Origin of the sequence: Polynucleobacter sp. MG-27-Goln-C1, from assembly GCF_018881905.1 — a bacterium.
In the GTDB taxonomy this organism is placed as follows: Bacteria; Pseudomonadota; Gammaproteobacteria; order Burkholderiales; family Burkholderiaceae; genus Polynucleobacter.
Genome location: NZ_JACVPM010000006.1, coordinates 11581 through 36837 on the forward strand (window position 1 = coordinate 11581; position 25257 = coordinate 36837).

The following is a 25257-nucleotide window of genomic DNA, read 5'->3' on the forward strand; positions in this document are numbered from 1 at the left end:
TAATCAATCCTAATCAAGTCAAATATGCGCCTGAATTAAGGAGGCTAAAATTACCCATGACTTCAATAGCTAGCACCCCCATTGCCTTTGATTACCCCCAGCAAGATGCTGCTGGTGCGACCTGCACGGCCCAAGCTTGGGCTAAGACGCCACCCCCACTCCATGGAGATCAGAAATCGGCTGTGATTGCCCGTATTAAGCAATTGCTGATCGAGAAAGATGCTGCATTGGTGGCTCACTACTATGTTGATGGCGATATTCAGGATTTAGCGATGGAGACCGGTGGATATGTTGCCGACTCTTTAGAGATGGCACGTTTTGGTAAAAATCATTCCGCCAAGAATTTAATCGTAGCTGGCGTGCGCTTTATGGGGGAGTCTGCCAAGATTCTAAGTCCTGAAAAACGCGTGTTTATGCCAGACTTAGATGCAACCTGCTCCTTAGATTTAGGTTGTGATGCGGCTGACTTTGCCGCCTTTAGAGCATTGCATCCAGATCGCACTGTAGTCGTCTATGCCAATACCAGCGCCGCCGTTAAAGCCCAAGCTGATTGGATGGTAACGAGCTCTTGCGCCCTAGCAATCGTTCATCAACTCAAAGTTGAGGGCAAGAAAATTCTGTGGGCACCTGATCGTCATCTGGGTCGATATATTCAAGAGCAGACTGGCGCTGATATGTTGTTATGGAATGGCGCGTGCATTGTTCATGATGAATTTAAAGCAGTTGAATTAGAAATGTTGATGGCAGCACATCCCAATGCCAAGGTTTTGGTTCATCCAGAATCTCCCCAATCAGTGGTCGACCTTGCAGACGTTGTGGGCTCTACCTCCGCCATGATTAAGGCGGTAGTAGAAGGCTCTGCTACTGAATATATTGTGGCAACTGACAATGGCATCTTGCATCGCATGCGCCAACTCGCGCCCAATAAAGTATTGATTGAAGCCCCTACGGCTGGTAACAGCGCCACCTGCAAGAGCTGTGCGCACTGCCCTTGGATGGCCATGAATGGATTGCAAGGAATATTGGATTGCCTAGAGAATGCCTCTGGTGAAATCTTCATCGAGGAAGATGTGCGAGTTAAGGCGCTAGGTTGCGTCGAACGCATGCTGGACTTCACCCAGAATCATCCCGACCTACTTGCCAAAGCGCAGCATGGCTTTGTCAAAAATATTGGTGCGGCTTAATTGCTTATTTTTACCTTTTGATTTTTCTCTTCATTTAGATCGATTCATTCATGTTTGAGTACAACGAGACTTTAGAGCAAGCCCGTCAACGCAATATTGCTGATGCGCTGATGGAAGATATTGGTAAGTGCGATTGGACTGCGCAATTAGTTCCCAGTAAGCCCGTTCATGCCCAATTAATAGTTCGTGAGCAGGCTGTTCTGTGTGGAGTGGATTGGTTTGAAGGCACTCTCAAGAAATTAGATCCTGCAGCAAAAGTAACTTGGCACTACCTAGAGGGCGACTTGATGAAGCCCGATACTAAGGTTTGCGATATTGAGGCCAACTCTCGCGCCCTTCTCTCTGCTGAGCGTCCGTGTATTAACTTCTTGCAAACACTGTCGTGGACGGCCAGCATTGCGCGTCAGCATGTGGAGGCGATTGCAGGCGTGAGCCCCAATCCTAAAGGCTGCGCAGTACTCGATACACGCAAAACGATTCCCGGCTTACGGCAGGCGCAGAAGTACGCAGTGCGTGTGGGCGGCGGTCAAAACCAACGCCTTGCTTTATGGCATGGCATCTTAATTAAAGAGAATCACATCGCTGCTGCAGGTGGTGTTGCTGCTGCAGTTAAGGCCGCCCAGGCACTAAATTCTGGGGTGGATATTCAAGTGGAGGTAGAAAGTCTTGCGGAATTAAAAGAGGCCTTGGATGCTGGAGCAAAAAGTATTTTGATTGATAACTTCACTACCGAGCAAATGAAAGAAGCTGTTGCCTTTACGAATGGTCGCGCTTTATTAGAAGCCTCTGGTGGTATCGATTTAGAGCAGATGCGTGCGATTGCTGCTACCGGCGTTGATCGCATCTCTCTTGGAAAGCTGACTAAAGATATTAAGGCAGTCGATTTTTCGATGAGAATTTTATAAGTCTTTCACCCTATTTCCCGGTCAACATCAAGCCCATTCTTTGACTTAGTGTATCCTATTGGATACACTAATGCATGATCGAAATTAGAAAAACGGAAGAATTTATAGTCTGGCTAGATAACTTATTTGATTTAACAGCAAGAGCGAAGATACAAGCAAGAATCAAAAGGTTGTCCGAAGGAAATCCAGGTAACACTAAATCAGTGGGTGAAAAAGTATTTGAGATGAAGATTGATTTTGGCCCCGGGTACCGGGTGTACTACACCAAACATGGCCAGAAAATTACCATTCTTTTATTGGGTGGCGATAAAAAATCACAAAATCAAGATATCAAACTAGCGCAACGTTTAGCGAGAAATCTATAAAAGACTATTATGAAAAAAACAATCACAACCCCATACGATGTAGCTGAACATCTACGCACACCAAAAGAAATGGCCGCCTACCTAGAAGCTTGCATAGAAGAAGCAAATGGAGATGCTGCATTTATTGCCAAGGCACTAGGGGATATTGCAAGAGCCAAAGGGATGACTCAAGTTGCTAAAGATTCAGGGCTTACTAGAGAGAGTTTATATAAATCCCTCTCAGGCGAAAGAAGCCCAGGTTTCGATACCATCCTTAAAGTCATTGCTGCATTAGGCTTAAGCCTTCATGCTGAACCTGCCATCAAGAAATAAATTAAGTCTCAGCATTTTCCGAAGTACCTTCAGCCTGAGGCGTCAGAATAGTCGGATAAGAAACTGCCCAAGTACCCGGGTAGTCGCGGCTGTAATGCAGCCCCCTACTCTCTCTGCGCATGAGTGCTGATCTCACAATCAGTTCTGCACATTCCAACAAGTTACGCAACTCAATGAGGTCACGCGTCACCTTAAAGTTGGCGTAATACTCTTGCACTTCGTATCGGAGGAGTTTGATTCGATGCAGCGCTCTCTCAAGGCGTCGATTGGTTCTAACAATCCCAACGTAGTTCCACATCAATGAACGCAGCTCATCCCAGTTATGGGCAATCACCACTTGCTCATCCGCATCCTCAACCTGACTCTCATCCCATAAAGGCAAATTGGGCATAACTGGCGTCTTGAGTGCAGAGATATCTTGGGCAGCAGCTTTACCAATGACTACACACTCCAATAGTGAGTTGCTAGCTAAGCGATTGGCGCCATGCAAGCCCGTGTAAGTTGCCTCACCTACGGCATATAAGCCTGGTAAGTCAGTTCTTCCCTTGAGGTCTGTCACCACGCCGCCACAGGTGTAATGCGCTGCCGGCACTACCGGAATGGGCTCTTTGGTGATATCCAAACCTAGACTCAGACAGCGCGCATAGATCATGGGGAAATGCTCTTTAATAAATGCCTCGCCTAAATGGGTAGCATCTAAGTGCACGTAATCTAAGCCGTGCTTTTTCATCTCAAAGTCGATTGCCCTAGCAACAATGTCACGAGGAGCTAACTCATTGCGCTCATCATGCTCTGGCATAAAGCGAGTGCCGTTTGGTAACTTGAGTAAGCCACCCTCACCTCGCATTGCCTCGGTAATGAGGAAGGTGCGATCACTAGGGTGATACAAGCACGTCGGATGAAACTGAATAAATTCCATATTACCGACGCGGCAACCTGCACGCCAAGCCATAGCAATACCATCGCCTGTAGCAGTGTCTGGGTTGCTGGTGTATCGATAAACCTTACCAACACCACCAGTAGCCAATACTACTGATTTAGCTTCAATCGTTTCTACACGATTATTTTTAATATCTAAGGCATACACACCATAGCAACGATTTGGCTTAGTGCGCTGCGTCTTCGCATCCAAGTGACGATTGGTAATCAGATCTAAAGCAATCCAATGCTCTAGCAGTTGAATATTTTTATGAGCCCTTGCCTTATCGAGCAATACCTCGTGAATGGCTTTGCCAGTGGCATCAGCTACGTGCGCAATGCGACGTTGGCTATGACCGCCTTCACGGGTGAGATGCAAACCCATTGGGCCTGTCTCATCAGCAGTAAATGGGACGCCCTGCTCCACCAACCAACGAATAGCTTCGGCACTTTCTTCAGCGATATATCTAGCGGTAGATTCCACCACGAGGCCTGCGCCTGCATCTAAGGTGTCAGCAACATGAGAATCCACACTGTCATGTTCTTTATCAACAACCCCAACAATGCCACCCTGGGCCCAAGCAGTTGCGGCCTCACCTAGACCGCGCTTAGCCATCACGATGACTGGCTGTGTCTCGGCCATATGCAAAGCTACAGTTAGGCCCGCAAGACCCGCTCCAATAATGAGGACGGGTAATTCTGCTTTGGGATTAGCTGCTGAAGCTTGAGGTTTTGAACTGGCCATACTGCATTCTAAAGGGCAATCTGAATCTTAGCGCAGTGATTAGCCCTAAGATTTGGTTCTGGGTTTAAATGAGGAAAATTGCCCCAACTTTGATTCCTCAAGGGCTTCCAAGCACCCGGCAACAAATGGCGTTGGCAACTCAGGGTTATCCATGCAGGCCTTGCCAAACCTTGCCCAATAATTAATTTGCTCGCTAACAGAGCGAGAATTTCTCGCGCCCTCGAGTTGAGCTTGGAAATATAAAACTTTATTAATCTTGATCATAAATACCCAATATAGCCACTCATTTAAACATGATGAAGACTGGCAAATAAAAACCCCACCATATAGGTGGGGTTTTTATGAAACGATGTGTGACGTTAAACAGCTACAACCTTCTGCCGTTTCGGATCATTAGTGCCGTAACCCATTACTGGGGCAGCCTGACCGCCTTTAGCAAGCTTGACGGCGCAGTACTTAAATTCCGGAATCTTGCCAAAAGGATCTAAGGCAGAGTTGGTGATTAAGTTGGCTGCAGCTTCATAGTAAGCAAATGGAATAAAGATCACACCACGTGGAGTGCCATCATCTCTACGGACATGGATACCTACTTCGCCACGACGTGATTGAACGGTGATGACATCGCCAGCAGAAACACCTAACTGAGTCATATCTTCACCATTCATCGACACAGTAGCCATCGGCTCAATCGCATCCAAGACGGTTGCACGGCGAGTCATACTGCCGGTGTGCCAATGCTCTAGCTGACGACCTGTAATCAGCACAAATGGATACTCCGCATCTGGACGCTCATTCGCGGGAATAATATCGGCTGGCACTAATTTCACTCTGCCATCTTTTGTGTCGAACTTGTCATTAAACACGATTGGCCTACCTGGATCCTCAGCCGATAAACATGGGTATGTCACGCTAGATTCTTTTTCTAATCGATCCCATGTAATACCGTTGATGGCTGCATGCATTGCTTGACGCATTTCGTCATAGACCGCTGCCACACCATCATCTGGACCTTGGTAGTTCCAGTTCAAGCCCATGCGATTCGCAATTTGCTGAATGATCCACAGATCAGGCTTGGCATCCCCGGGAGGATTAATCGCCTTCTTACCCATCTGCACCATACGGTCAGTATTGCTTGCAGTACCAACCTTCTCTGGCCATGCACTTGCCGGCAATACTACGTCTGCTAGAAGCGCAGTCTCAGTCATGAAAATATCTTGCACAACTAAGAGGTCTAAAGAGGCCAATGCGTGACGAGCATGATTCAAATCAGGATCGCTCATTGCAGGGTTCTCGCCCTCGACATACATACCGCGAATCTTGTCTGGATCACTATCCGGCGCAGTGATCTTATGCATGATCTCTACTACGGTGTAGCCAGGCTTCTTATCTAATGGGGTATCCCAGAACTTCTCAAACCACGCATGTGCTTCTGGATTATCAACACGTTGGTAGTTCGGGAACATCATCGGGATCAAGCCGGCATCACTAGCACCCTGCACGTTATTTTGTCCACGCAGTGGATGCAATCCAGAACCAGGCTTACCAATTTGGCCAGTAATACTGACTAAGGCAATTAAGCAACGGGCATTATCAGTGCCGTGAACGTGTTGGCTAACACCCATACCCCACAAAATCATTGCTGACTTAGTAGTGGCAAACTCTCTCGCCACTTCACGCAGTGTCTCTGCTGGAATACCGCAGATTGGCGCCATTGCTTCGGGGCTATAGCCTTTAATGTTTTCTTTCAGCGCTTCGAAATTATTAGAGCGGTTCTGAATGAAGTCTTTATCAACCAGACCCTCTTCAATGACTGTATAAATCATGGCATTGAGCATGGCAACGTCAGTATCTGGCTTGAACTGCATCGTGCGCCATGCATGCTTACTGATTTCTGTCGCACGTGGATCGCACAATACAATCTTAGCGCCCCGCTTAGCGGCGTTCTTAAACCAAGTAGCTGCTACGGGATGATTGGCAGTTGGATTAGATCCGATCAAGAAAATCATGCTCGAGTGCTCAACGTCATTCACTTGATTACTTACGGCACCAGAACCAACACCCTCTAACAGCGCAGCAACGGATGATGCATGGCAAAGACGTGTGCAATGGTCGACGTTATTGCTACCAAAACCCGTACGTACGAGTTTTTGGAATAAGTAAGCTTCTTCGTTACTACCCTTTGCCGAACCAAAACCAGCCAATACTTTATTGCCGTACTGATCTTTAAGCTTTTTGAGGCCACCGCCAGCAACTTCCAAAGCCTCTTCCCAAGTCGCTTCACGGAAGATGTCAGACCAATCTTGCTTGCCTTCTAGCAAGGCCTCATCTTTGGCAACGCCTGCCTTACGAATCAGTGGCTTAGTTAAACGCTGTGGGTTATGGATGTAGTCCATACCAAAGCGGCCTTTAACGCAAAGGCGGTTGTGATTGGCTGGGCCATCACGACCTTCTACGCTAACAATCTTTTCATCTTTAACGTTGTAAGTGATTTGGCAACCGACGCCACAGAAAGGACATACTGAATCTACTTTGCGATCCACAGTTTGTGAACCAATTAAACCTTTAGGCATTAATGCGCCGGTTGGGCAAGCCTGAACGCACTCACCACAAGCAACGCAGGTACTGTCGCCCATCGGGTCATTCAGATCAAATACGATCTCACTATGAGCGCCACGCATTGCGTAGCCGATCACATCATTGACCTGCTCTTCTCGACAAGCACGTACGCAACGATTACATTGAATACAGGCATCTAAGTTCACTGCCATCGCTGGATGAGAAATGTCATTACTGACTTTGTCACGGCGTAATGCTTTGAGCTCTGGTCGAACTGTCACATCCATGCGTGCTGCCCAGGTGCTTAGTTCGCCATGTTGATTTTTTTGCTCTTCTTCCTTGCTATCTCCTACCCACTTAAAGCCCTCGTCCGGCATGTCTGATAACAACATCTCCAACACGAGCTTTTGACTCTTTAATGCACGTTCACTATTGGCTTTGACATCCATTCCTGGAGTAGCGCTGCGGCAGCAACTAGGCGCCAAGGTACGCTCGCCATTAATCTCTACTACGCAAGCGCGGCAATTACCATCAGCACGATAGCCATCTTTGAAACACAGATGCGGAATATCTATGCCGTGGCGTTTAGCGGCTTTGAGAATCGTCTCACCTTCGTAAGACACGATGGTTTGACCGTCTAGCTTGAACTCAACGGTTTGCAATTCAAGTTCTTTAGGATTTACTGGTGCGTTCATATTTGTCTCGTTTTTCCCTTAGTTTTTCTGTTGCTGATTAAGCAACCTCTTCCGGGAAATATTTAGCAATACAGCGAATGGGGTTTGGTGCAGCTTGACCTAGACCACAAATAGAAGCATCAACCATCACAGTTGCTAGATCTTCTAAAGTGTCTTGATCCCAAGACTTAGACTGCATCAGCTTGGCGGCCTTGCTGGTACCAACACGACAGGGCGTACATTGTCCGCAACTCTCATGCTCAAAGAAGTGCATCACATTGAGCGCCATATCGCGCGCTTTGTCTTTATCGCCAAACACCATGACTGCAGCAGAACCAATGAAACATCCATAGGGCTGCAATGTATCGAAGTCGAGTGGAATGTCATTCATCGTCGCTGGCAAGATGCCACCGGATGCGCCACCAGGTAGGTAGCCATAGAACTTGTGGCCGTCTTGCATACCGCCACAGTACTCGTCTATTAATTCCTGAATAGTGATACCGGCTGGAGCCAATTTCACACCAGGATTCTTCACTCGGCCGCTAACGCTGTAGCTACGCAAGCCTTTGCGATCATGGCGACCAAAAGAGCTAAACCACTCTGGACCACGCTGAACAATATCGCGCACCCAGTACAGGGTTTCAAAGTTGTGCTCTAGCGTTGGACGACCAAACAATCCTACTTGAGCAATGTATGGAGGGCGCATGCGAGGCTCACCGCGCTTGCCTTCAATACTTTCAATCATGGCAGACTCTTCGCCGCAAATGTAAGCACCAGCACCACGACGCAACTCTATCAAAGGTAATTTAAATGGAGGATTTGCTTTGAGCTTAGCTAGCTCTACTTCGAGTAATTCACGGCAACCATGGTACTCATCGCGCAAGTAGATATAGCAAGCATCAATACCCACAACACTAGCTGCAATCAATAAACCTTCTAAGAAGCGATGTGGATCACGCTCCAAGTAAGTGCGATCTTTAAATGTACCTGGCTCACCTTCGTCAATGTTCACTGCCATCAACTTCGGCGCAACTTGATCTCTCACAATGCGCCACTTACGTCCTGCTGGGAAGCCTGCGCCACCTAGACCGCGAAGACCTGAGCTCTCCATAATCTTGACGATACTCTCGCCATCTTTTTTGCCTTCAAAAATTTCTTTAGCTAAGGCATAACCACCTTGTGCGCGATAAGACTCGTAACCTACATAGTCTGGAGACAGCGCTTGATTTTCACCTTGAGGAGATACACCCTTTTCAGCCAAGGCTGCAGGATCAAAATTGGCACTGTCCTTAGCCATGGGCTGAGTAGTCAAATTATTTTTGACAGCAGCACTCACCTTGTCGGTAGTCGCAAACAGTACTGGGTACTGATGTACCACTGCTACTGGAGCTTGCTCACAACGGCCTACGCAGGGTGCGGCCACAACTTTGACATTGGGGTTGCCCAAAATTGCTGGCAACTTTGCCAAGAGGTTTTGCGCGCCCGCTAATTCACAAGCAATACCATCGCATACGCGCACAGTGATATCAGCAACAGGATCATTGCCACGCACCACTTCAAAGTGATGATAGAAAGTAGCAACTTCATAGACTTCAGCCATCGGCAAATTCATTTCTTTTGCGAGGGCAACTAAATGACGATCATGCAAAGCACGGTATTCATCATTGAGCTTGTGTAAATTTTCAATCAGCAAATCACGGCGATGCGGGGCGGCGCCGATTAACTGGCGAACTTCTGCCAACGACACATCATCTGCTTGACGCCCTTTGAGCTTGCTCTTGCGACGAATGGTTTCCCTTAAATCATCCGCAGTTGCCACAGCAACGGCCTTGATCTCTCCAGAGGGTTTTGGGTGATTCATAGTGTTTGTCTCTAATTTCTAGTCGCAATAATGATGCTGTTTTTGTGTACTTAAATCCCTGCTTAAGAACGTCCGAACAAACGAGAATCGATTTGTCTCGCTATATATAGGAAATTCCCAAAATCACAATCGATTTTGGGTTATTTCTGCACTCAAGTCCTTGACGGAGCTCAAGTGAATTTATTAAGGGTAAACCCTAAATTAGATTACAGATGGGGATGGCTTGTCGCCAGGAGGGAGGGAGTAATCCAACTTACGCTCATACACACGCGCCTTAAAGCAGTCGTTATAGCCCTTACTACCAATTTGCCAACCAATGGAAGTGCAATCATCCTGGGCTGCTGACTCTATGGAGCCACATCCAGTCAGGCTAATGGCAGCAATCGGTACAAGAATGACAAGGGAGCGAAATGTAGTTGAATTCATACCTGAAGTCTACTTGATTACTTGGCGGGTGGAAACCCAACCTGCTGTTGCCAGCTATTGTTAAACACATGAATGACCGGCTTCTCATAGACGCCTGCCTTAGTGAATGGCTCATCTGCTAACCAAGCCTCAACATCCGCCTTGCTTGGGAAATCCATCACCAACAAGCTACCCACCGTTGTCTTGCCATCTTCCGATGTCAGAGGGCCAGCAAAAGCCATCTTATCCGCGAGCTTACCCAAATAGGCGCGATGCTCTGGTCGTACTTGAATGCGTAGTTCTGCAGTACCGGGACGGTCCATTAAAAGGATTGCAAAGATCATGTTCTCTCCTAGCTGACTCTTAAACATCCATCTTACGACAAGCAGGCAAAGAAAAACCGCCCGAAGGCGGTTTGTCATGCAAAGCTTTTAAAACGAATTAAGCAGCTTTACGGCTTTTTGCAGCTGGCTTAGCTACAGCGTATTGGCCTTGAATGTTAGCCAATGCAGCGTCCATGCTTTTCTCAAAGTTTGCGAAAGCGTCAGTTGCTGAAGCGCGAACTTGGTCAAACTGTTGGAGTGAAGTTTCGAATGCAGTTTTGAATGCAGATACAAATGCCTCAGAACCAGCAGGAGCTGTCTTAGTAGCTTCTTTAACAAACTTAACCATATCAGCACGTGCGTCATCAATAGAAGCCTCAACTACTTGAGCAACTTCTTTGTTACCGTTACGTACAACTTTGTTTACTTTAGCTTGGTAAGCAGCAGCGTACTTAGCGGCTTCTTGAGCCGTTTCTGGCTGAGCCAATTTTGCTAATTGTTGTGCATCTTTAATTGCCAACAATTGTGCGCTTGTATCTTGAGCAGCAACTAAAGCATCTTTAGCAGCAGCTTGGTTGATTTCAGCTAATTCTTTTGCACTTTCAACAGCTACTTGAGCCAAGTACTTAGCGTTTTCAACGGCTTTAGTTTGAGCTTGTGAGAGTTGGTCGTTTAATTGATTCTGGAACATGGTGTTTTCCTAACTTTTTAAATTGATAAAATTTATTGCGATGCACCATTGTAAAAAGTTTTTTATTGCACTGCAAGAATTATTTGCGGCAATGCAACAAAAAGATCAAAAACCCTCTTTTTTGATTAAAAACAGGGGGTTGAGGGGCTAAATAATTTCGTGACCAGGGCTGATTTAGGGGAAAAATCAGGCACAAACAATGAAAAAACCACCCGAAGGTGGTTTCAAACTACTGGCGGAAGAGGCGGGATTCGAACCCGCGGTAGGCTATTAACCTACGCACGCTTTCCAGGCGTGTGACTTAAACCGCTCATCCACCCTTCCGTACAGCCATTGATTATACGTTTGCCGGAAGGGTTTGCCTTTAAAAGCGTTCTTAGCAACTTATACGGACTCTTTGAGCTGCTCCAAAATCGCTGGATTCTCTAGGGTTGAAGTGTCTTGGGTAACCTCCTCGCCTTTCGCAATCACGCGCAGCAAGCGGCGCATGATCTTGCCAGAACGGGTCTTAGGTAAGTTGTCACCAAAGCGTACATCCTTCGGCTTAGCGATTGGGCCAATCTCCTTGCCAACCCAATTACGTAGCTCAGTCGCAAGCTTTTTAGCCTCATCACCTGTTGGGCGACCACCTTTGAGAACCACGAATACACAAATAGCTTCACCAGTCAGCTCATCCGGGCGACCAACCACTGCAGCTTCAGCAACCAATGGATTGGCTACCAAGCAAGACTCGATTTCCATCGTACCCATGCGGTGACCGGAGACGTTCAATACGTCATCGATACGACCAGTGATAGTGAAGTAGCCAGTTTCTTTATTACGGATTGCACCGTCACCAGCTAGATACAAAGTACCGCCCAACTCTTCTGGGAAGTAAGACTTTACGAAACGATCAGGATCATTCCAAATCGTACGAATCATGGAAGGCCATGGACGCTTTACAACCAAGATGCCGCCCTGACCATTAGGTACATCTGCACCCGCTTCATCCACAATCGCCGCCTGAATACCTGGCAATGGCAATGTGCATGAACCTGGAATCATTGGTGTTGCACCTGGCAACGGTGAAATCATGTGACCACCAGTTTCGGTTTGCCAGAAAGTATCTGCGATTGGGCAACGTGAACCACCGACATTCTCGTAGTACCACATCCACGCTTCTGGATTAATTGGTTCACCTACAGAACCTAAGAGGCGCAATGAAGATAAGTCATAGCTCTTTGGATGCACTGCTTGATCATTACTAGATGCCTTGATCAATGAACGAATCGCTGTTGGAGCTGTGTAGAAAATCGTTGCCTTGTGTTTCTGAATCATGTCCCAGAAACGACCAGCATTTGGATAAGTTGGCACACCTTCAAACACAATCTCAGTAGCACCCACTGCGAGTGGGCCGTAAGTAATATAGGAGTGGCCTGTTACCCAACCGATGTCAGCCGTACACCAGAAGACATCATTTGGCTTGATATCAAATGTCCATTTCATTGTGAGAATTGCCCACAAGAGGTAACCACCAGTAGAGTGTTGGACGCCCTTAGGCTTGCCTGTTGAGCCGGATGTGTACAGAATAAATAATGGGTGCTCAGCGCTTACCCACTCTGGCTCGCAAGTAGTAGCTTCATTCGCTACGATTTCTTGCATCCAAACATCGCGACCAGCTGTCATGGTGACGTCAGTGCCTGTACGCTTGCTTACGATGACATGCTTTACATTCGCGCATTCGCCAGTTGAGAGAGCTTCATCGCAAATTGCCTTCAAAGGCAAAGATTTGCCGCCGCGGAATTGGCCATCAGCAGTAATTACTGCAACAGCACCCACGTCAACGATACGATCACGAAGAGCTTGTGCAGAGAACCCACCAAACACAACAGAATGGATTGCGCCGATACGGGCGCATGCTTGCATTGCAACGATGCCGTCAATCGTCATCGCCATGTAAATAATGACGCGATCGCCTGACTTGAGACCCATCTTGCGAAGTGCATTTGCCATCTTGCAAACGCGCTCAAGCATTTCTTGGTAAGTTACATTGGTAACAGTACCGTCATCTGCTTCAAAAATAATCGCAGTCTTTTTACCAAGACCGTTTTCAACTTGGCGATCTAAGCAGTTGTATGAAGCATTGGTTGTGCCATCTTCAAACCATTTGTAGAAAGGCGCTTTGGATTCATCTAGAACTTTAGTGAAAGGCTTTTTCCAGAAGATGTTTTCTTTTGCAAGACGACCCCAAAAACCGTCATAATCTTTTTCAGCTTCAGCACAAAGCTTGTTGTAAGCTTCCATTCCAGGAATGGCAGCAGCTTTAACAAAGTCTGCTGGTGGGTTAAATACGCGGTTTTCTTGCATCAATGGTTCCATGCTTCACAGCCCTTCTATTCAATAATCAGTCGTCTTTTTCCGCAAAAACAGCGCAGAGTTAGGGAAACGCATCCCCAAGAGCTAATAAGATAAGTGAAAACACGCTAGATTTGCTCTATGGCAAACCCTTAAAATAGAACAAACCTTACATAATCAAGCCTAAAACCATGACAAATATCAAACAAAACGACCTCATTCAAAGCGTTGCAGACGCATTTCAGTTCATCTCCTACTACCACCCAAAGGACTTCATCTCCGCCATGGGCAAGGCTTATGAGCTTGAGCAAGGTGCTGCAGCTAAGGATGCGATCGCTCAGATCTTGACCAATAGCCGTATGTGCGCAGAAGGCCACCGCCCTATGTGTCAAGACACCGGTATTGCAGTCGTTTTCCTCAAAATTGGTATGAATGTCCAATGGGGCGATGCCACTATGAGCGTCACTGAGATGGTGAACGAAGGCGTTCGTCGGGCTTACATGAACCCAGAAAACCCACTTCGCGCTTCAGTTTTGACTGATCCAGCGGGTAAACGCAAAAATACAGGCGACAACACCCCTGCCGTCGTGCATTACGAAATCGTCCCAGGCGATGATGTGGAAGTGATTTGTGCTGCCAAAGGTGGCGGCTCCGAAAACAAAGCAAAAATGGTCATGCTCAACCCATCCGACTCCATCGTCGACTGGGTACTCAAGACTGTCCCAACCATGGGTGCAGGCTGGTGCCCTCCCGGCATCCTAGGTATTGGTATTGGCGGAACCCCAGAAAAAGCCATGTTGATGGCTAAAGAGTCCTTAATGGGTCCCGTAGATATTCAAGAATTGATCGTACGCGGCGCGAAGACTCGTGCCGAAGAGCTGCGCTTAGAGCTATACGAGAAGGTGAATAAGCTTGGTATTGGGGCACAAGGCCTCGGTGGCTTGGCAACCGTTCTGGATATCAAAATCATGGAATACCCAACGCATGCAGCTTCATTGCCAGTAGCGATGATTCCAAACTGTGCCGCAACCCGTCACGTGCATTTCCACTTGCATGGCGATGGCCCAGCGATATTAGAAAAACCATCCCTATCTGATTGGCCGGACGTGACTTGGACTCCGGATACCAAGAAATCAAAGCGCGTGAACCTAGATACTTTGACTGCTGAAGAGGTAGCCGGCTGGAAAGAAGGCGAAACACTGCTTCTCAATGGAAAAATTCTGACTGGTCGTGATGCCGCTCATAAGCGCATTCAGGACATGCTCGCTAAGGGCGAAGAATTGCCAGTGAGCTTTAAGAACCGTGTGATCTATTACGTTGGCCCAGTTGATCCAGTAGGCGGTGAGGCAGTTGGTCCAGCAGGTCCAACAACCTCAACTCGTATGGATAAGTTCACGGAGATGATGTTAGCTCAAACCGGCTTGATCTCGATGATTGGTAAAGCTGAGCGTGGTCCTATTGCAATTGAAGCAATCAAGAAACACAAGTCTGCTTATTTGATGGCTGTTGGTGGCGCTGCGTACTTAGTGTCTAAAGCAATTCAGACAGCGAAAGTAGTTGGCTTTGCTGACTTGGGGATGGAAGCCATTTACGAATTCGATGTCAAAGATATGCCAGTAACAGTAGCGGTCAGCTCTGCAGGTATTTCAATGCACGAGACTGGTCCAAAAGAATGGCAAGCAAAGATTGCTGGTATTCCAGTCAAGATTGTTTAAGACAACTATCAATAGCAATACATAGTTAAGCGACCTTTACTTGGCACTCATCGGGGTATTTGATTCTGGCGTTGGAGGCTTATCCATATTGGATGAGGCTCTGCGCCAGCTTCCCGAGCATGACTATATTTATTTGGCGGACTCCATTAATGCACCCTATGGAGAAAAGTCTAGCGAGTGGATAGCCTCCCGCAGTATGGAGCTATGCCAATACCTAGCAGCCCAAGGATGTGATGCGATCATGGTTGCCTGCAACACCGCTACTGCTGAAGCGATTGCGCACATTCGCAATCAGCTCAGTCACATTCCCATCATTGGCGTAGAGCCGGGCATTAAGCCTGCGGCAATGCAGTCCACGAATGGCATCGTCGGCGTACTCGCAACAGAGGCCACGCTGAAGAGTGATAAATTCACCGCCCTACTGGCCACCCTTCCTAACTGTCAATTTATTAAACAAGCTGGGGCTGGTCTTGTTCCCTTGATTGAAGCAGGCCAAGCTAATGGTGAAGAAACCTTAGAGTTACTTGCGGAGCACCTTGAACCCATTCAGGATGCTGGCGCGGATACCTTAGTCTTGGGTTGTACGCACTACCCCTTCTTGCGCAAAGCTATTCGTAAATTACTTGGGGACTCAATCAATCTCATTGATACCAGTGATGCAGTTGTGCGCCAACTCAAAAGAAAACTTGAGGCGCAAGGTAAAGATTTGGATGAAGGTACATGCGGCTCTATTACATTCATCAGCAGCAAGGATGCAGAGACACTGCATCAAATGGCACAAGAACTCATGCAATCGGATCTAGATGAGCACAGTATTGAATCTCAGTTGGTAGGCGCTTTTAAATGAGTACCTTCTTGAACCAATTAAATACCCGTCTGCCCTTCGATAAAACCGAACGCATCATCATTGGCATTGTTATTGCTCTGCATATACTATTTTTAGTTGGTTTCCAAAGCGGCATGAAGCCTGACAACGATAACAATATGGATGATGCGCGAGTTATGGCCAACCTCGTGAGCCCTGAGGCCGCTAAACAGCCTCAAGCAGCTCCAGCTGCACCTCCACCAAAACCCAAGCAAGAGCAGAAGAAGAAAACGGTGGATGAGAAATCCACGCAGGCGCCAACTCCGCCGCAAACCCAACAACAGGCTGCCACGCCACCAACACCCCAGCAGTCTAAAAGCGAATCCCAAGCCCCCAATGCTACGGTTGCGCCCGCAACCACCTCTGGGTCGAGCGGCACACCGATTCAGACTGACATTGGTAAACTGGTCGTCGTCTATCAGCCCGATGCAGACGCTTACTACCCCTCTTTCTCGAAGAGATCGGGAGAGCAAGGTGAAGTGGTGGTGCGATTGATTATTGATGAATCCGGCAGTGTTGAGGATGTTGCTCTATTACGCTCGAGCTCATTCCCAAGATTAGATCGAGCAGCAACAGAGATTGGTCGTCGTTATCGCTTTAAACCATTCTTAGTAAATGGCTCACCCCAAAGAATTTCTACTAACCTTTTAATTAAATTTAATTTAAAGAATTAAACATTATGAATACACCATTTGGCTTAGCAAATTTATGGCTCGAGGGCGATGCTATTACTCGCTTTGTGGCACTCGCACTTCTCACTTGCTCGATTGTGACCTGGGTGATTTTGTTATCCCGCTTTTGGGATTTACGTAATCTGCGCAAACTCAAACCCGAGCTCGATCAATTTTGGCGCGCGACTTCGTATGACCAAGGCCTCAATGCATTTACTAGTCATGCAAGCAATCCTTATTATCAAATTGCTAAGGCTGCGAGTGGCGCCTCTACCCATCATCAAAGTCAATCGACAAATCATCGCGAACTCTTGCAGACACTGAACTACTCCGAGTGGATGGCAAGAAGTCTGAAGAACAGTATTGATGGTGTTGCTGCGCAGTTACAAAAAGGCCTTACTTTCCTAGGCTCAACTGGCGCAACTGCACCGTTTATTGGTTTGTTTGGAACTGTTTGGGGCATCTATCACGCCTTGATCGCGATCAGCAGCTCAGGTAGCGCACAGATTGATCAAGTCGCTGGCCCAATTGGCGAAGCGCTCATCATGACCGCTTTAGGCTTGGCTGTAGCTATTCCAGCCGTCCTAGGCTTTAATGCGATTAACCGCGCCAATAAATTATTACTTGCCGATCTCAACCGCTTTGGCAATGATCTCCTCGCTTACTTTGTGACTGGTGCCCGCGTGAAGTCCGGAGAATAAACATGTCTTTTAATCTTCAGAACGATCAAGAAGAAAGCGGCATCATGGCCGAAATCAACATGACTCCGATGGTGGATGTCATGTTGGTACTCCTTATTATCTTCATCATCACCCTGCCAGTTATTCAGCAGGCGGTAAAGGTGGAGCTACCAAAAGCCAATAGCGTGCGCAATGAAGTAAAGCCGGAGTCAGTACAGCTCTCCATTGATGCTCAGGGTCAAATATTTTGGAATAGCACACCAATTGATTTAAAGACGTTTGATGGCTATGCAGAAAAAACTGCTCAGAAAGAGCCGCAACCAGAAATCAATTTACGCGCTGATAAGTCTGTGAAATACGAATATGTTGCTCAAGTATTAGCCGCATCCCGTCGCGCTGGCCTAACGAAGCTTGGGTTTGTGACTGAACCTAACTAAGGTTTTGCAGCAACGCATTGCTCTTGGTAGGTCTTCGTACCCTCACCAAGAGTTGCCGAGAGAATCCCACCTTTAATGGTCTCAGCTTTTCTCAGTTGACCAGTGGAGCGATTAATGGTGATCACCGTGCTTACTAAACCAGGCCCATACTGAATACCATCAAAACTCTCAGGCGGAAAGTTAGCCTCCATTGCGATCAGGACTGTCGATTCGGTAATGAGGATATTCTTAACAGCCTGCCTACCCAACTCGTCAGACTTATCTAGATCCCGATCATCCACAAAGACTTTTGCCTTCTGATTTTTTGAGGCGGGGTTAAGCTTTAAATCGTAGATTTCAGTGTAATTATTTTCTGAACGCGTGCAATTAAATTGAAGAACTTCGACGCTCCATGCCACGGAAGGCATGAAAAGTATACAGAGGCAACATGCTAGCTGTGATGAATTCAAGGCCAATGCAAGAGCTATTCTAGTTTGGAGATATTGCTTGTAATGCTATTGAATTGATCAGCAATACTAGGGGCGTCATCCTCGCCACCCTTATTTGTAGGCTCCTCATCATCCTTCGGCGCTTTAAACCATTTGAAGACCACCAAAGCGACTGATAACAAAGACATAACCAAACCGAAAATTACCTTAATCTGATCTATAAATTGCGCTGTCATGAAGGGCTGCTTACTGGAAATATATAACTCCGTTCCATCGGAAATTGGAAAGCCAGACGGGGTCAATATATTCTCTTCAGAAATAGGAAAGCTGAATCGAGAGCTTATCTGTGGGCTATACAAAACGGGTAACAAGGCCGATATAGCACGTGAATCAACATTTTTATTGGCCAAAAGATTCAGATTAACTCCGACCACTCGAATATCTGTGGCGGGTACTGGTGGCGAGATTTGATACATGTACGCCAGAATCTTTGTGTCTGCAACCCAGCCCATACGCATTGCCAAGGATGGTGGAAAAGACATTTCTAATAATTGATAGCCGCGCTTTTGCACCAAAAAATCTACCGCAGCCGAAGGAGCATAAGATACCTGAACAATGACATCGGGCAACCAAACTGGCTTCATGCTCAAGAGCTGTTCGTCGCTAAAGTTAGTCTCCACATAATCCACTTCAGGGACTAAACCTGAAAAACGCAATATTTGATTGGAGACAATGCTGGGGCCACCATTTTTCTCACCCAGATTGACGGTTTTGCCGCGAATGTCATGAATCGTCTTGACATCGCCCTTTACTAAAAAATGGATTAACTGTGGCGCAATTGAGGCAACCTGCCTAACGTCGTCGTAGCCAACGGGATCAATGCCACCCTGCACGAAGGCCAGGTCTAATGTGCCATCATTTAAGTTGTTTAGAGCCTCAAATGAACCTGCTGTTGGCTCAATCGTTAAAGAGATGTTTCGTCGAGCCGCTTCTTCTTGCAATACTTTGGCCAAGTGATGGCTTTTGGTGAGCATCCCACCGCCACTAATACTTAATTTATAGTGCCGCGGAAATAGATCATAGGCAAATTTACAGGCGAGCCCAAGCAAGATAGCAATGGCAACTAGGGCCAAGCCTTTTCGAATGTGATGCTTACTTCTAAGCCAATCTAAGGCTGAAAATAGATATTGTTCAACTTCATTAGTCGGATTACCCATGAGCTAAGGCCTTACAGAGAAACTTGGGTTAAGCCATGCTTGGCAAATATATCTTGTCCAGCCGCACTCAAACTAAAACGAACAAAATCTCTTGTAGCTTGATTCGCTGATTTTTTATTAACTAAGAACATATCCCTGGACAGAGGGTAAAGCTTAAGTAAAAGCGTTTTGTCATTAATCTCAAATCCATTAATGGCAACCGCCTTTACCTTATCGCTGAGATTTTTATTCGTAAGATAACCAATTCCGTACGGATCTTGCGCAATTAAATTTAATACATCGATAGCACTGTCAGACATTTTTGCATCTCGTGCAAATTTAGAACCTCTCAACACGACATCTTCTACGAAAGCACGCGTACTGGAACCTTCATTTCTATTATAAAAATGAATCCTCTTGTTGGGACCACCCAATGCATTCCAGTTATTAATTGAGCCGTCGAAAATACCGTCCAATTGCTCAAGGGAGATGCTCTTAATATTCATACTGGGGTGCACCACAATTGCTATACCTTCTATACCAATGAGATTGCTATGTAAGTCGAGATTAAATTCATCAAAATTTAGATCTCTAGACATCATCGCTAAATCGATCCCACCGTTATCCAATGCCACTAGACCGGCAAAGGATCCGCCTCCTTGAATAGCCACCTTGACGTGGGGATGTTTTTCGATAAACGGGGCAATTAATAAGCTTACAAAGCGTGTTACCGCCACCGATCCAGAGATCATTAATTCTTTTTGCACTCTTGCAATAATGTACGGATAAGCAATTAATCCAGTTAGAGCCGCGCCCCCAAGGCCAGCAGCAATACCTATATTTCGAAGTAACTGACGACGATTCATCATTGCTCGCCCACCACAGGAATTAAGCCTGCGCCTTTGATGATGGCCTGCCCTTTGTTTGGATCAAGGCAATAAGCAATGAAGTCCTTTTCCTCTTTAGTGGCAGTAGGCTTTATCAGTAATTGCAAGTTATTGCGTATGGGGTAGCGAAGCTGCTTAATATTGAGATAAGTAGGCAATACGCCATTGATTGCTAAAGGCTTCACTTTTTCCTTGTTCAAAAAAGTCGTGCCGACATATCCTATTGCAAAGGGATCGGAGGTAATGGCATGCATCAATGCATTTAAATTAGAGACTACTTTTGCACTCAAAGTAATATGCTCTTTACCGGCTACTTGTCTTTTCCAGGGCTCATAGGTCCCCAGTTTCGGGTCATGACTTACAACATTAATCAGCCCTGAGTATTTACCTAAGGAACTCCAGTTATTTGTCGCTCCCGTGAATACGTCATGCAACTGCTCGAGTGTTAAGTCATTAATGGGGTTGGCTGGATTAACAATGGCTACCAGGCCATCTGTAGCTATAGTGACTTCCTCGATTTCAAGCTTATTTTTATGAGCCCACAGCTGGATATTGGGAGGGATCTGTCCAGAAGCCATGCCGATATTAGCGGTACCATCAAATGCGGATTTATAACCCATCGCAGTACCGCCGCCAAGCAACGGCAGGTGAATATTTGGGAATTCATTCATATATTGCATGCCAATCTGCTGCATTAACTTCATGACTGTTGTTGAGCCACGAAGTTGCAAAAAATGCATGTCGGCTGAATCGATAGATTTGTTGGGCACTATTACGGTCCTAAAGAAGGCAGAATATGCACAATGGCGTCAGGTGTTACTCGGCTTTCACCTACAAATAGACTTTCTAAAGCAATCACTAGGGTAAACAATACCGAAATACCGATCGTTACGCCCCCTACATAAGCAACCATTTTGGGCAAAGGATTTTGCAACCAACCAAAGATCACAAGCAATGCAATAGAAATAGCTAAGGCATCTGATAAATAGGAAGGTAGTTGAAGTCTTGCTGCGGATAACCGTGCCTCCCTTACATCGGAAAGCTGGTTTAAGGTTGTCACAATTTCAGCTCTTGCCATTTGCTGCACGGGATTTTTTGGATCCAGCAGTCGAATACCCTGCGTCAAGTCTGTTAGGACATTAGAGGTCTGCTCACTTCTTTCATTCTTAGCCATGAGAGGCCATTCATCATCAACTATTGCATCAGCATAATTTTTTAAATCACCCTGCAGCTCAACTGTATGCGAACCACCAAAGGCTGCCAGAGATCTATTTAACTTAAACATCAGAGCCGCTTCGCGGGAGACCAGATCTTCGACATTACGATGATCACCCTGTACTCGTACTAAAGCAAATGCAATTAAAAGCAAGGTAATAGAAGTGAATAATTTAAAACCCTCTTCAGCGCCTTTAGCAAGATGCTCATCTGGGTTTAATTTGTACTTCCAACGAATATACAAAGGAAGCGCTGTAGATATCAGCAATCCCATACACGTTATGAAAACCCCGATGACAATATTAGGGAGTGTATGTAAATAGTTAATCATGTATTACCAATCCTTGCGCCAATTAATGGAGAATAAATAAACTCAAAGTAGACATGAGATTTACTGACTCAAGACTCTGATAATAATTTTCGGTATTCCGCGAGCGACCTGCGTTTACAGCTCCGGAATTACGTATTGATGGTACATCATCAAAGGACTGGGCTAGACTATCTCCCCCTCTTAGAACTACCGGTGTAGTAACTAGATTTGGGGCGACCTGCGGGAAGGGTAAAACGTTTCCAGCAAATGGGTTTTTAGCCATAGCGGCAATCACCGCTGGATTATTGGTCATCGCATTAATACGGCTGCTGTACTTTCCTTCTCGTGGAGAATTGGGTTTTGTACTAGCCACAGTCTTACTGCTGCCCTCTTTAGGCGCAGGCTTGTCGCCATTGCGGAAGCCATTAGCGTACTTGCTAACGTATTTAGAAGGTCCATTGCTTGACTTACCGCTACGATCCTTCGCATCTGCTTTTTCTACACCGTCTTTAGTGCTTCCATACTTTCTAGTCTCGGAATTATTGCTGCCATTCCTAGCGTCCCTACTCTCCTTATTTGGGCTAGCACGATTACCGGCCGGTGGTGGTGCTGGTGGTGCTTGAGCGGCTGAAGCATTAACAGCTGGAGGTGCTGCCCCAGGAGGTGGTGGCGGTGTAAGCTGAATGCTTCCATCAGACATCATCATCAACGGCGCTGCTTTAGCAGGGGCCTGCATTGACACCTCCCCGCCAGCGGCAGGAGGCGGGGAATTTGCGGGAACTGGAGAAGGAGCAAGTGCCGGTGCTATTTCCATTTTTGCTGGAGCTGGCGCAGGTAATGGTGCACTAAACATTGCTAGCGGCGGAGGTGGAGGTGGTGGTGGTGGTGGAGCAGCAAGAACTGTAGAAACTACTGGAGCAGGAGCAGGAGCAGGAGCAGGAGTTGGCGAACTACTACTAACTGTAAGAGTGCTTGTATTCGTATTGACCAATGTGGAGAAGTTAGCAATTTGTGATGATGAAATTGCCGAGCTCATAATAATCGGGGTGATAGCCTGAGAATGAATTGCCTGCCCCATGATATTAAAATAGCCAGAGCCGCCTACATTAATGATGGTACTACCATCAAGACTAGTGGAAGCAGTTGATGTATCCCCTATTAATGCAATGCCACCTGCAGCGCTACCATTGGTATCAATCTCAGAATTGCTGATACTAAGACTGCCGCTAGCCGTTAACGCAATATCGCCACCCCCCCCACTAACAGCTTGCTTTGCTTGAATGATTGAATTCGAGATTGTTGTGTCGCCTGCTACAGCCGCAACAATAATGGTGCCACCGCTCGTAACACTGAATGTAGATCCATTCGCTTGAAGTGTTAACTGCTTAGTTGCAGGGCTAATCGTTATAGAGTTTGCGGCTAACAGCGTTATCGTGCCGCCGTTGCCATTAGTACCATTAGCCTGAATTAATCCTTCTGAATAAATGGAATCATTAGCGGCGACCATTATTAAACCGCCTTGATCGCCGTCCGCCTCCAATTTGCTACCAGCCCCAAGATTGACGGTATTTGCGATTATCTTAATATTGCCGCCGGTGCCGCCAACCAAAGGATTGGTGCCAGAAAGCGCTCCAGAAATATAAATAGCCTGAGCTAGTAACTCAATCGCATACCCCAGACTGCCAGAACTTACCCCAAGCAGATTTTTAAAGGCCAAAATCTTGCCCGAGATTCCTACGTTAATTGTTCCACCTTGAGCTTGTGCGTATACAGCACCTGCCTGTATGGTGCTATTGATAACAATAGAGCCGCCATCAGCATAGAGATACAAACTGGTCAAAGGATTAGATGAAAGTACATTAGCCAAAAAGCTGATTACCGGGGTAGAGCTCGATGCGCAACTTCCAATGGGTCCGCAAGCTGAAGCAGTAGCATCCAAAGTGACATTAGTGTTGGCCAGTGCATTAGCAAGGACGATTGCTGCTGGCGCATCAATCACAATTGATGTTGGATCGGTATACCAGTTACCGAATTTGCCTTGTGGAGCTGAGGTGTCAACTACCAAGCTCTGACCATAAGTGACCTTACCTACTGAGCTCGTCTCAATAAAACCACCATTACCGGAGAGGATGCCACCCATGGATTTGAGGATGCCAGCAACCGTGGTTTTGAGTTCAGACCAGATTGCTATAGCGCCGCCATTACCAGCTTGAGTGGCTGAGGTATCAATGAGTGCATTCTCTTCAATGGTGACCGTTTTGGCTAATTGCTTGGTGTTAGCTGCTACAGCTGCATTAGCTTTGATACCCGCCTGGGTTGCTATATTTACTTGGGTGCCACCCGATACTTGGGTGTTGGCTAGACCAATATTGACCTGACCACCAGCTGTTGCGCCTGTTGCAGTGGTCTTGGAGTTGGCTGCTACGGTAATGTCATTACCTACCAAGTTAATCTGACCACCCTCTTGGGTTTGACTATTGGCGCTAATCTTGCCAGCCTGTGTAATGTTATTTGCTACCAGCTCAATTACGCCGCCGTTGTTCACTAAGCTGTTAGCTGAAATCTTGCCGGTGTTTCTGATAACGCTGGCCATGAGTTGGTTGGCTGACCCTGCGGCAATCACAACCAGACCGCCGTTGACTTCGATGACCCTCTTATTTTCTATTAGGGTGTTGTAGGCTGACTTATCCACCTTAAGGGAGATTAAGGAGCCACCTTTAAAGTCCAGGGTAATTTGCTCACCAGCACCTAAAGCTACTGTACCGGTTCCTTTTTTTGCTAGAAGGTAACCGTCATTGCGCACTTCAGGGGCTAGTAAGGCAATGTAGCCATTGTCTGTATTGGTTCTAATCTTGCCTTCGTTAATTACTTGACCAGTGCCATTACCTTGGTAAGTAGACTTACCATCCATAAAATCTTTATCGGCGATATTCATCGTCGTTGCTACGACTCCTGCCGCATTAATATCAGCACCCTTACCAAAAGTAACGCCATTCGGATTTACAAAAATAACTTGGCCATTTGCTTTGACTGCACCCTCAATCATCGAAGCTGTTGCTCCCGTTACGCGATTCAGCGTTACTGAATTTGCATTGGGTTGATTGAAGTTGACGGCAGCATTTTTACCAACGTTAAAAGCATCCCAATTAATCACCGCTCTTTGGGAAGTTTGGTTGACATTCATCACTGCATTGTTGGCAGCCGTTGTTGAATTAATTGTGGCGTTACCAGCAACTACTTGACCGCCAGTTGGGAGGGCATTTTGCGCGGGGACAGCAGGGGCTGCATGAAGAGTGCCTGCCGAAAATGACAGAAAAAAAGAAAGTGTAAATACCTTCCTTATCTGCTTAGATAAAGATTTGGTAGTGCAAAAAGGAATAGCGGAAGAAAGTCTTCCTTTGCGATTCACCAAATACTTTGTAAAAAGTGGTAACGACTTGATTTTACAAGAATTTTCCTTGAAAAAAACCCTCGCAAGCAGGGAAATCGTCATTTAAAGCTTGGAAATGCAGTTTTTACAAAATATCGATTGGTGCCCGAGGCCGGAATCGAACCGGCACGACTTTTTTGAGTCGGCAGA

Annotated in this window: 23 protein-coding genes and 1 tRNA gene; 9 read left to right on the forward strand and 15 right to left on the reverse strand. The window is 46.5% G+C overall.

Annotated elements, in window-relative coordinates; all coding sequences use genetic code 11:
- Positions 1-56 precede the first annotated feature (56 nt).
- From nadA to ICN14_RS09990, 4 genes are all read left to right on the forward strand, one after another.
- Positions 57-1184: a quinolinate synthase NadA gene (nadA, locus tag ICN14_RS09975; protein ID WP_216226328.1), complete on the forward strand. Its 1128-nt coding sequence runs from the start codon at positions 57-59 to the stop codon at positions 1182-1184.
- A gap of 50 nt (positions 1185-1234) precedes the next feature.
- Positions 1235-2089, forward strand: coding sequence for a carboxylating nicotinate-nucleotide diphosphorylase (nadC, locus tag ICN14_RS09980; protein WP_216226329.1), 855 nt, complete (start codon positions 1235-1237; stop codon positions 2087-2089).
- Between the two features lie 74 nt (positions 2090-2163).
- Positions 2164-2454, forward strand: coding sequence for a type II toxin-antitoxin system RelE/ParE family toxin (locus ICN14_RS09985; RefSeq protein WP_216226330.1), 291 nt, complete (start codon positions 2164-2166; stop codon positions 2452-2454).
- Positions 2455-2463: 9 nt separating this feature from the next.
- Complete coding sequence (locus tag ICN14_RS09990; protein ID WP_215300581.1) at positions 2464-2766, forward strand: addiction module antidote protein; 303 nt, start codon at positions 2464-2466, stop codon at positions 2764-2766.
- 1 nt (position 2767) lies between these two features.
- Here ICN14_RS09990 and nadB read toward each other — a convergent pair whose 3' ends face one another.
- The 9 genes from nadB to acs all read right to left on the reverse strand — a co-directional run bounded on the left by nadB (position 2768) and on the right by acs (position 13297).
- Entirely contained in the window at positions 2768-4429 is a 1662-nt protein-coding gene (gene nadB, locus ICN14_RS09995; protein ID WP_216226331.1) for an L-aspartate oxidase, read from the reverse strand.
- A gap of 45 nt (positions 4430-4474) precedes the next feature.
- On the reverse strand, positions 4475-4693 hold the full coding sequence (locus tag ICN14_RS10000; RefSeq protein ID WP_216226332.1) for a ParD-like family protein: 219 nt from the start codon (positions 4691-4693) through the stop codon (positions 4475-4477).
- 95 nt (positions 4694-4788) lie between these two features.
- The gene (gene fdhF, locus ICN14_RS10005) at positions 4789-7680 is read right to left on the reverse strand and encodes a formate dehydrogenase subunit alpha (protein ID WP_216226333.1); all 2892 of its coding nucleotides are present in this window, start codon (positions 7678-7680) and stop codon (positions 4789-4791) included.
- A 37-nt stretch (positions 7681-7717) separates the two neighbouring features.
- Positions 7718-9520 (reverse strand): NAD(P)H-dependent oxidoreductase subunit E, encoded by a 1803-nt coding sequence (locus tag ICN14_RS10010; protein WP_216226334.1) that lies wholly within the window; start codon positions 9518-9520, stop codon positions 7718-7720.
- A gap of 201 nt (positions 9521-9721) precedes the next feature.
- Positions 9722-9946: a hypothetical protein gene (locus tag ICN14_RS10015; protein ID WP_216226335.1), complete on the reverse strand. Its 225-nt coding sequence runs from the start codon at positions 9944-9946 to the stop codon at positions 9722-9724.
- Positions 9947-9963: 17 nt separating this feature from the next.
- On the reverse strand, positions 9964-10269 hold the full coding sequence (locus tag ICN14_RS10020; protein WP_216226336.1) for a YciI family protein: 306 nt from the start codon (positions 10267-10269) through the stop codon (positions 9964-9966).
- A 97-nt stretch (positions 10270-10366) separates the two neighbouring features.
- Positions 10367-10939 carry a phasin family protein gene (locus ICN14_RS10025; protein WP_216226337.1) on the reverse strand — a complete coding sequence of 191 codons (573 nt, stop codon included), beginning with the start codon at positions 10937-10939 and terminating at the stop codon, positions 10367-10369.
- Between the two features lie 233 nt (positions 10940-11172).
- A tRNA-Ser gene (locus tag ICN14_RS10030) sits at positions 11173-11263 on the reverse strand.
- Between the two features lie 60 nt (positions 11264-11323).
- Positions 11324-13297, reverse strand: coding sequence for an acetate--CoA ligase (gene acs, locus ICN14_RS10035; protein WP_216226338.1), 1974 nt, complete (start codon positions 13295-13297; stop codon positions 11324-11326).
- A gap of 167 nt (positions 13298-13464) precedes the next feature.
- On the opposite strand from acs, the gene ICN14_RS10040 reads away from it, so the two are divergent.
- From ICN14_RS10040 to ICN14_RS10060, 5 genes are read left to right on the forward strand one after another with little or no spacing between them, the layout of a single operon-like run.
- On the forward strand, positions 13465-14988 hold the full coding sequence (locus tag ICN14_RS10040) for a fumarate hydratase (protein ID WP_216226339.1): 1524 nt from the start codon (positions 13465-13467) through the stop codon (positions 14986-14988).
- Between the two features lie 40 nt (positions 14989-15028).
- On the forward strand, positions 15029-15835 hold the full coding sequence (gene murI, locus ICN14_RS10045) for a glutamate racemase (RefSeq protein WP_216226340.1): 807 nt from the start codon (positions 15029-15031) through the stop codon (positions 15833-15835).
- On the forward strand, positions 15832-16527 hold the full coding sequence (locus tag ICN14_RS10050) for an energy transducer TonB (RefSeq protein WP_216226341.1): 696 nt from the start codon (positions 15832-15834) through the stop codon (positions 16525-16527). Before murI ends, ICN14_RS10050 begins: the two co-directional genes overlap by 4 nt.
- A gap of 5 nt (positions 16528-16532) precedes the next feature.
- Positions 16533-17225, forward strand: coding sequence for a MotA/TolQ/ExbB proton channel family protein (locus tag ICN14_RS10055; RefSeq protein ID WP_216226342.1), 693 nt, complete (start codon positions 16533-16535; stop codon positions 17223-17225).
- Between the two features lie 2 nt (positions 17226-17227).
- Complete coding sequence (locus ICN14_RS10060; protein WP_216226343.1) at positions 17228-17641, forward strand: biopolymer transporter ExbD; 414 nt, start codon at positions 17228-17230, stop codon at positions 17639-17641.
- Here ICN14_RS10060 and ICN14_RS10065 read toward each other — a convergent pair.
- From ICN14_RS10065 to ICN14_RS10090, 6 genes are read right to left on the reverse strand one after another with little or no spacing between them, the layout of a single operon-like run.
- Positions 17638-18048 carry a hypothetical protein gene (locus tag ICN14_RS10065; protein WP_216226344.1) on the reverse strand — a complete coding sequence of 137 codons (411 nt, stop codon included), beginning with the start codon at positions 18046-18048 and terminating at the stop codon, positions 17638-17640. The two genes, ICN14_RS10060 and ICN14_RS10065, sit on opposite strands and share 4 nt — an antisense overlap.
- 56 nt (positions 18049-18104) lie before the next feature.
- Complete coding sequence (locus ICN14_RS10070; protein ID WP_216226345.1) at positions 18105-19286, reverse strand: TAXI family TRAP transporter solute-binding subunit; 1182 nt, start codon at positions 19284-19286, stop codon at positions 18105-18107.
- A gap of 11 nt (positions 19287-19297) precedes the next feature.
- Entirely contained in the window at positions 19298-20131 is an 834-nt protein-coding gene (locus ICN14_RS10075) for a phosphate ABC transporter substrate-binding protein (protein ID WP_216226346.1), read from the reverse strand.
- On the reverse strand, positions 20131-20922 hold the full coding sequence (locus ICN14_RS10080; protein ID WP_216226347.1) for a phosphate ABC transporter substrate-binding protein: 792 nt from the start codon (positions 20920-20922) through the stop codon (positions 20131-20133). The genes ICN14_RS10075 and ICN14_RS10080 overlap by 1 nt, the downstream gene beginning before the upstream one ends.
- Before the next feature lie 2 nt (positions 20923-20924).
- Positions 20925-21698 (reverse strand): DUF4239 domain-containing protein, encoded by a 774-nt coding sequence (locus tag ICN14_RS10085; protein WP_216226348.1) that lies wholly within the window; start codon positions 21696-21698, stop codon positions 20925-20927.
- Positions 21699-21720: 22 nt separating this feature from the next.
- A complete protein-coding gene (locus ICN14_RS10090) occupies positions 21721-25086 on the reverse strand; it encodes a filamentous hemagglutinin N-terminal domain-containing protein (protein WP_216226349.1) in 3366 nt (1121 codons plus the stop codon).
- Positions 25087-25257 lie beyond the last annotated feature (171 nt).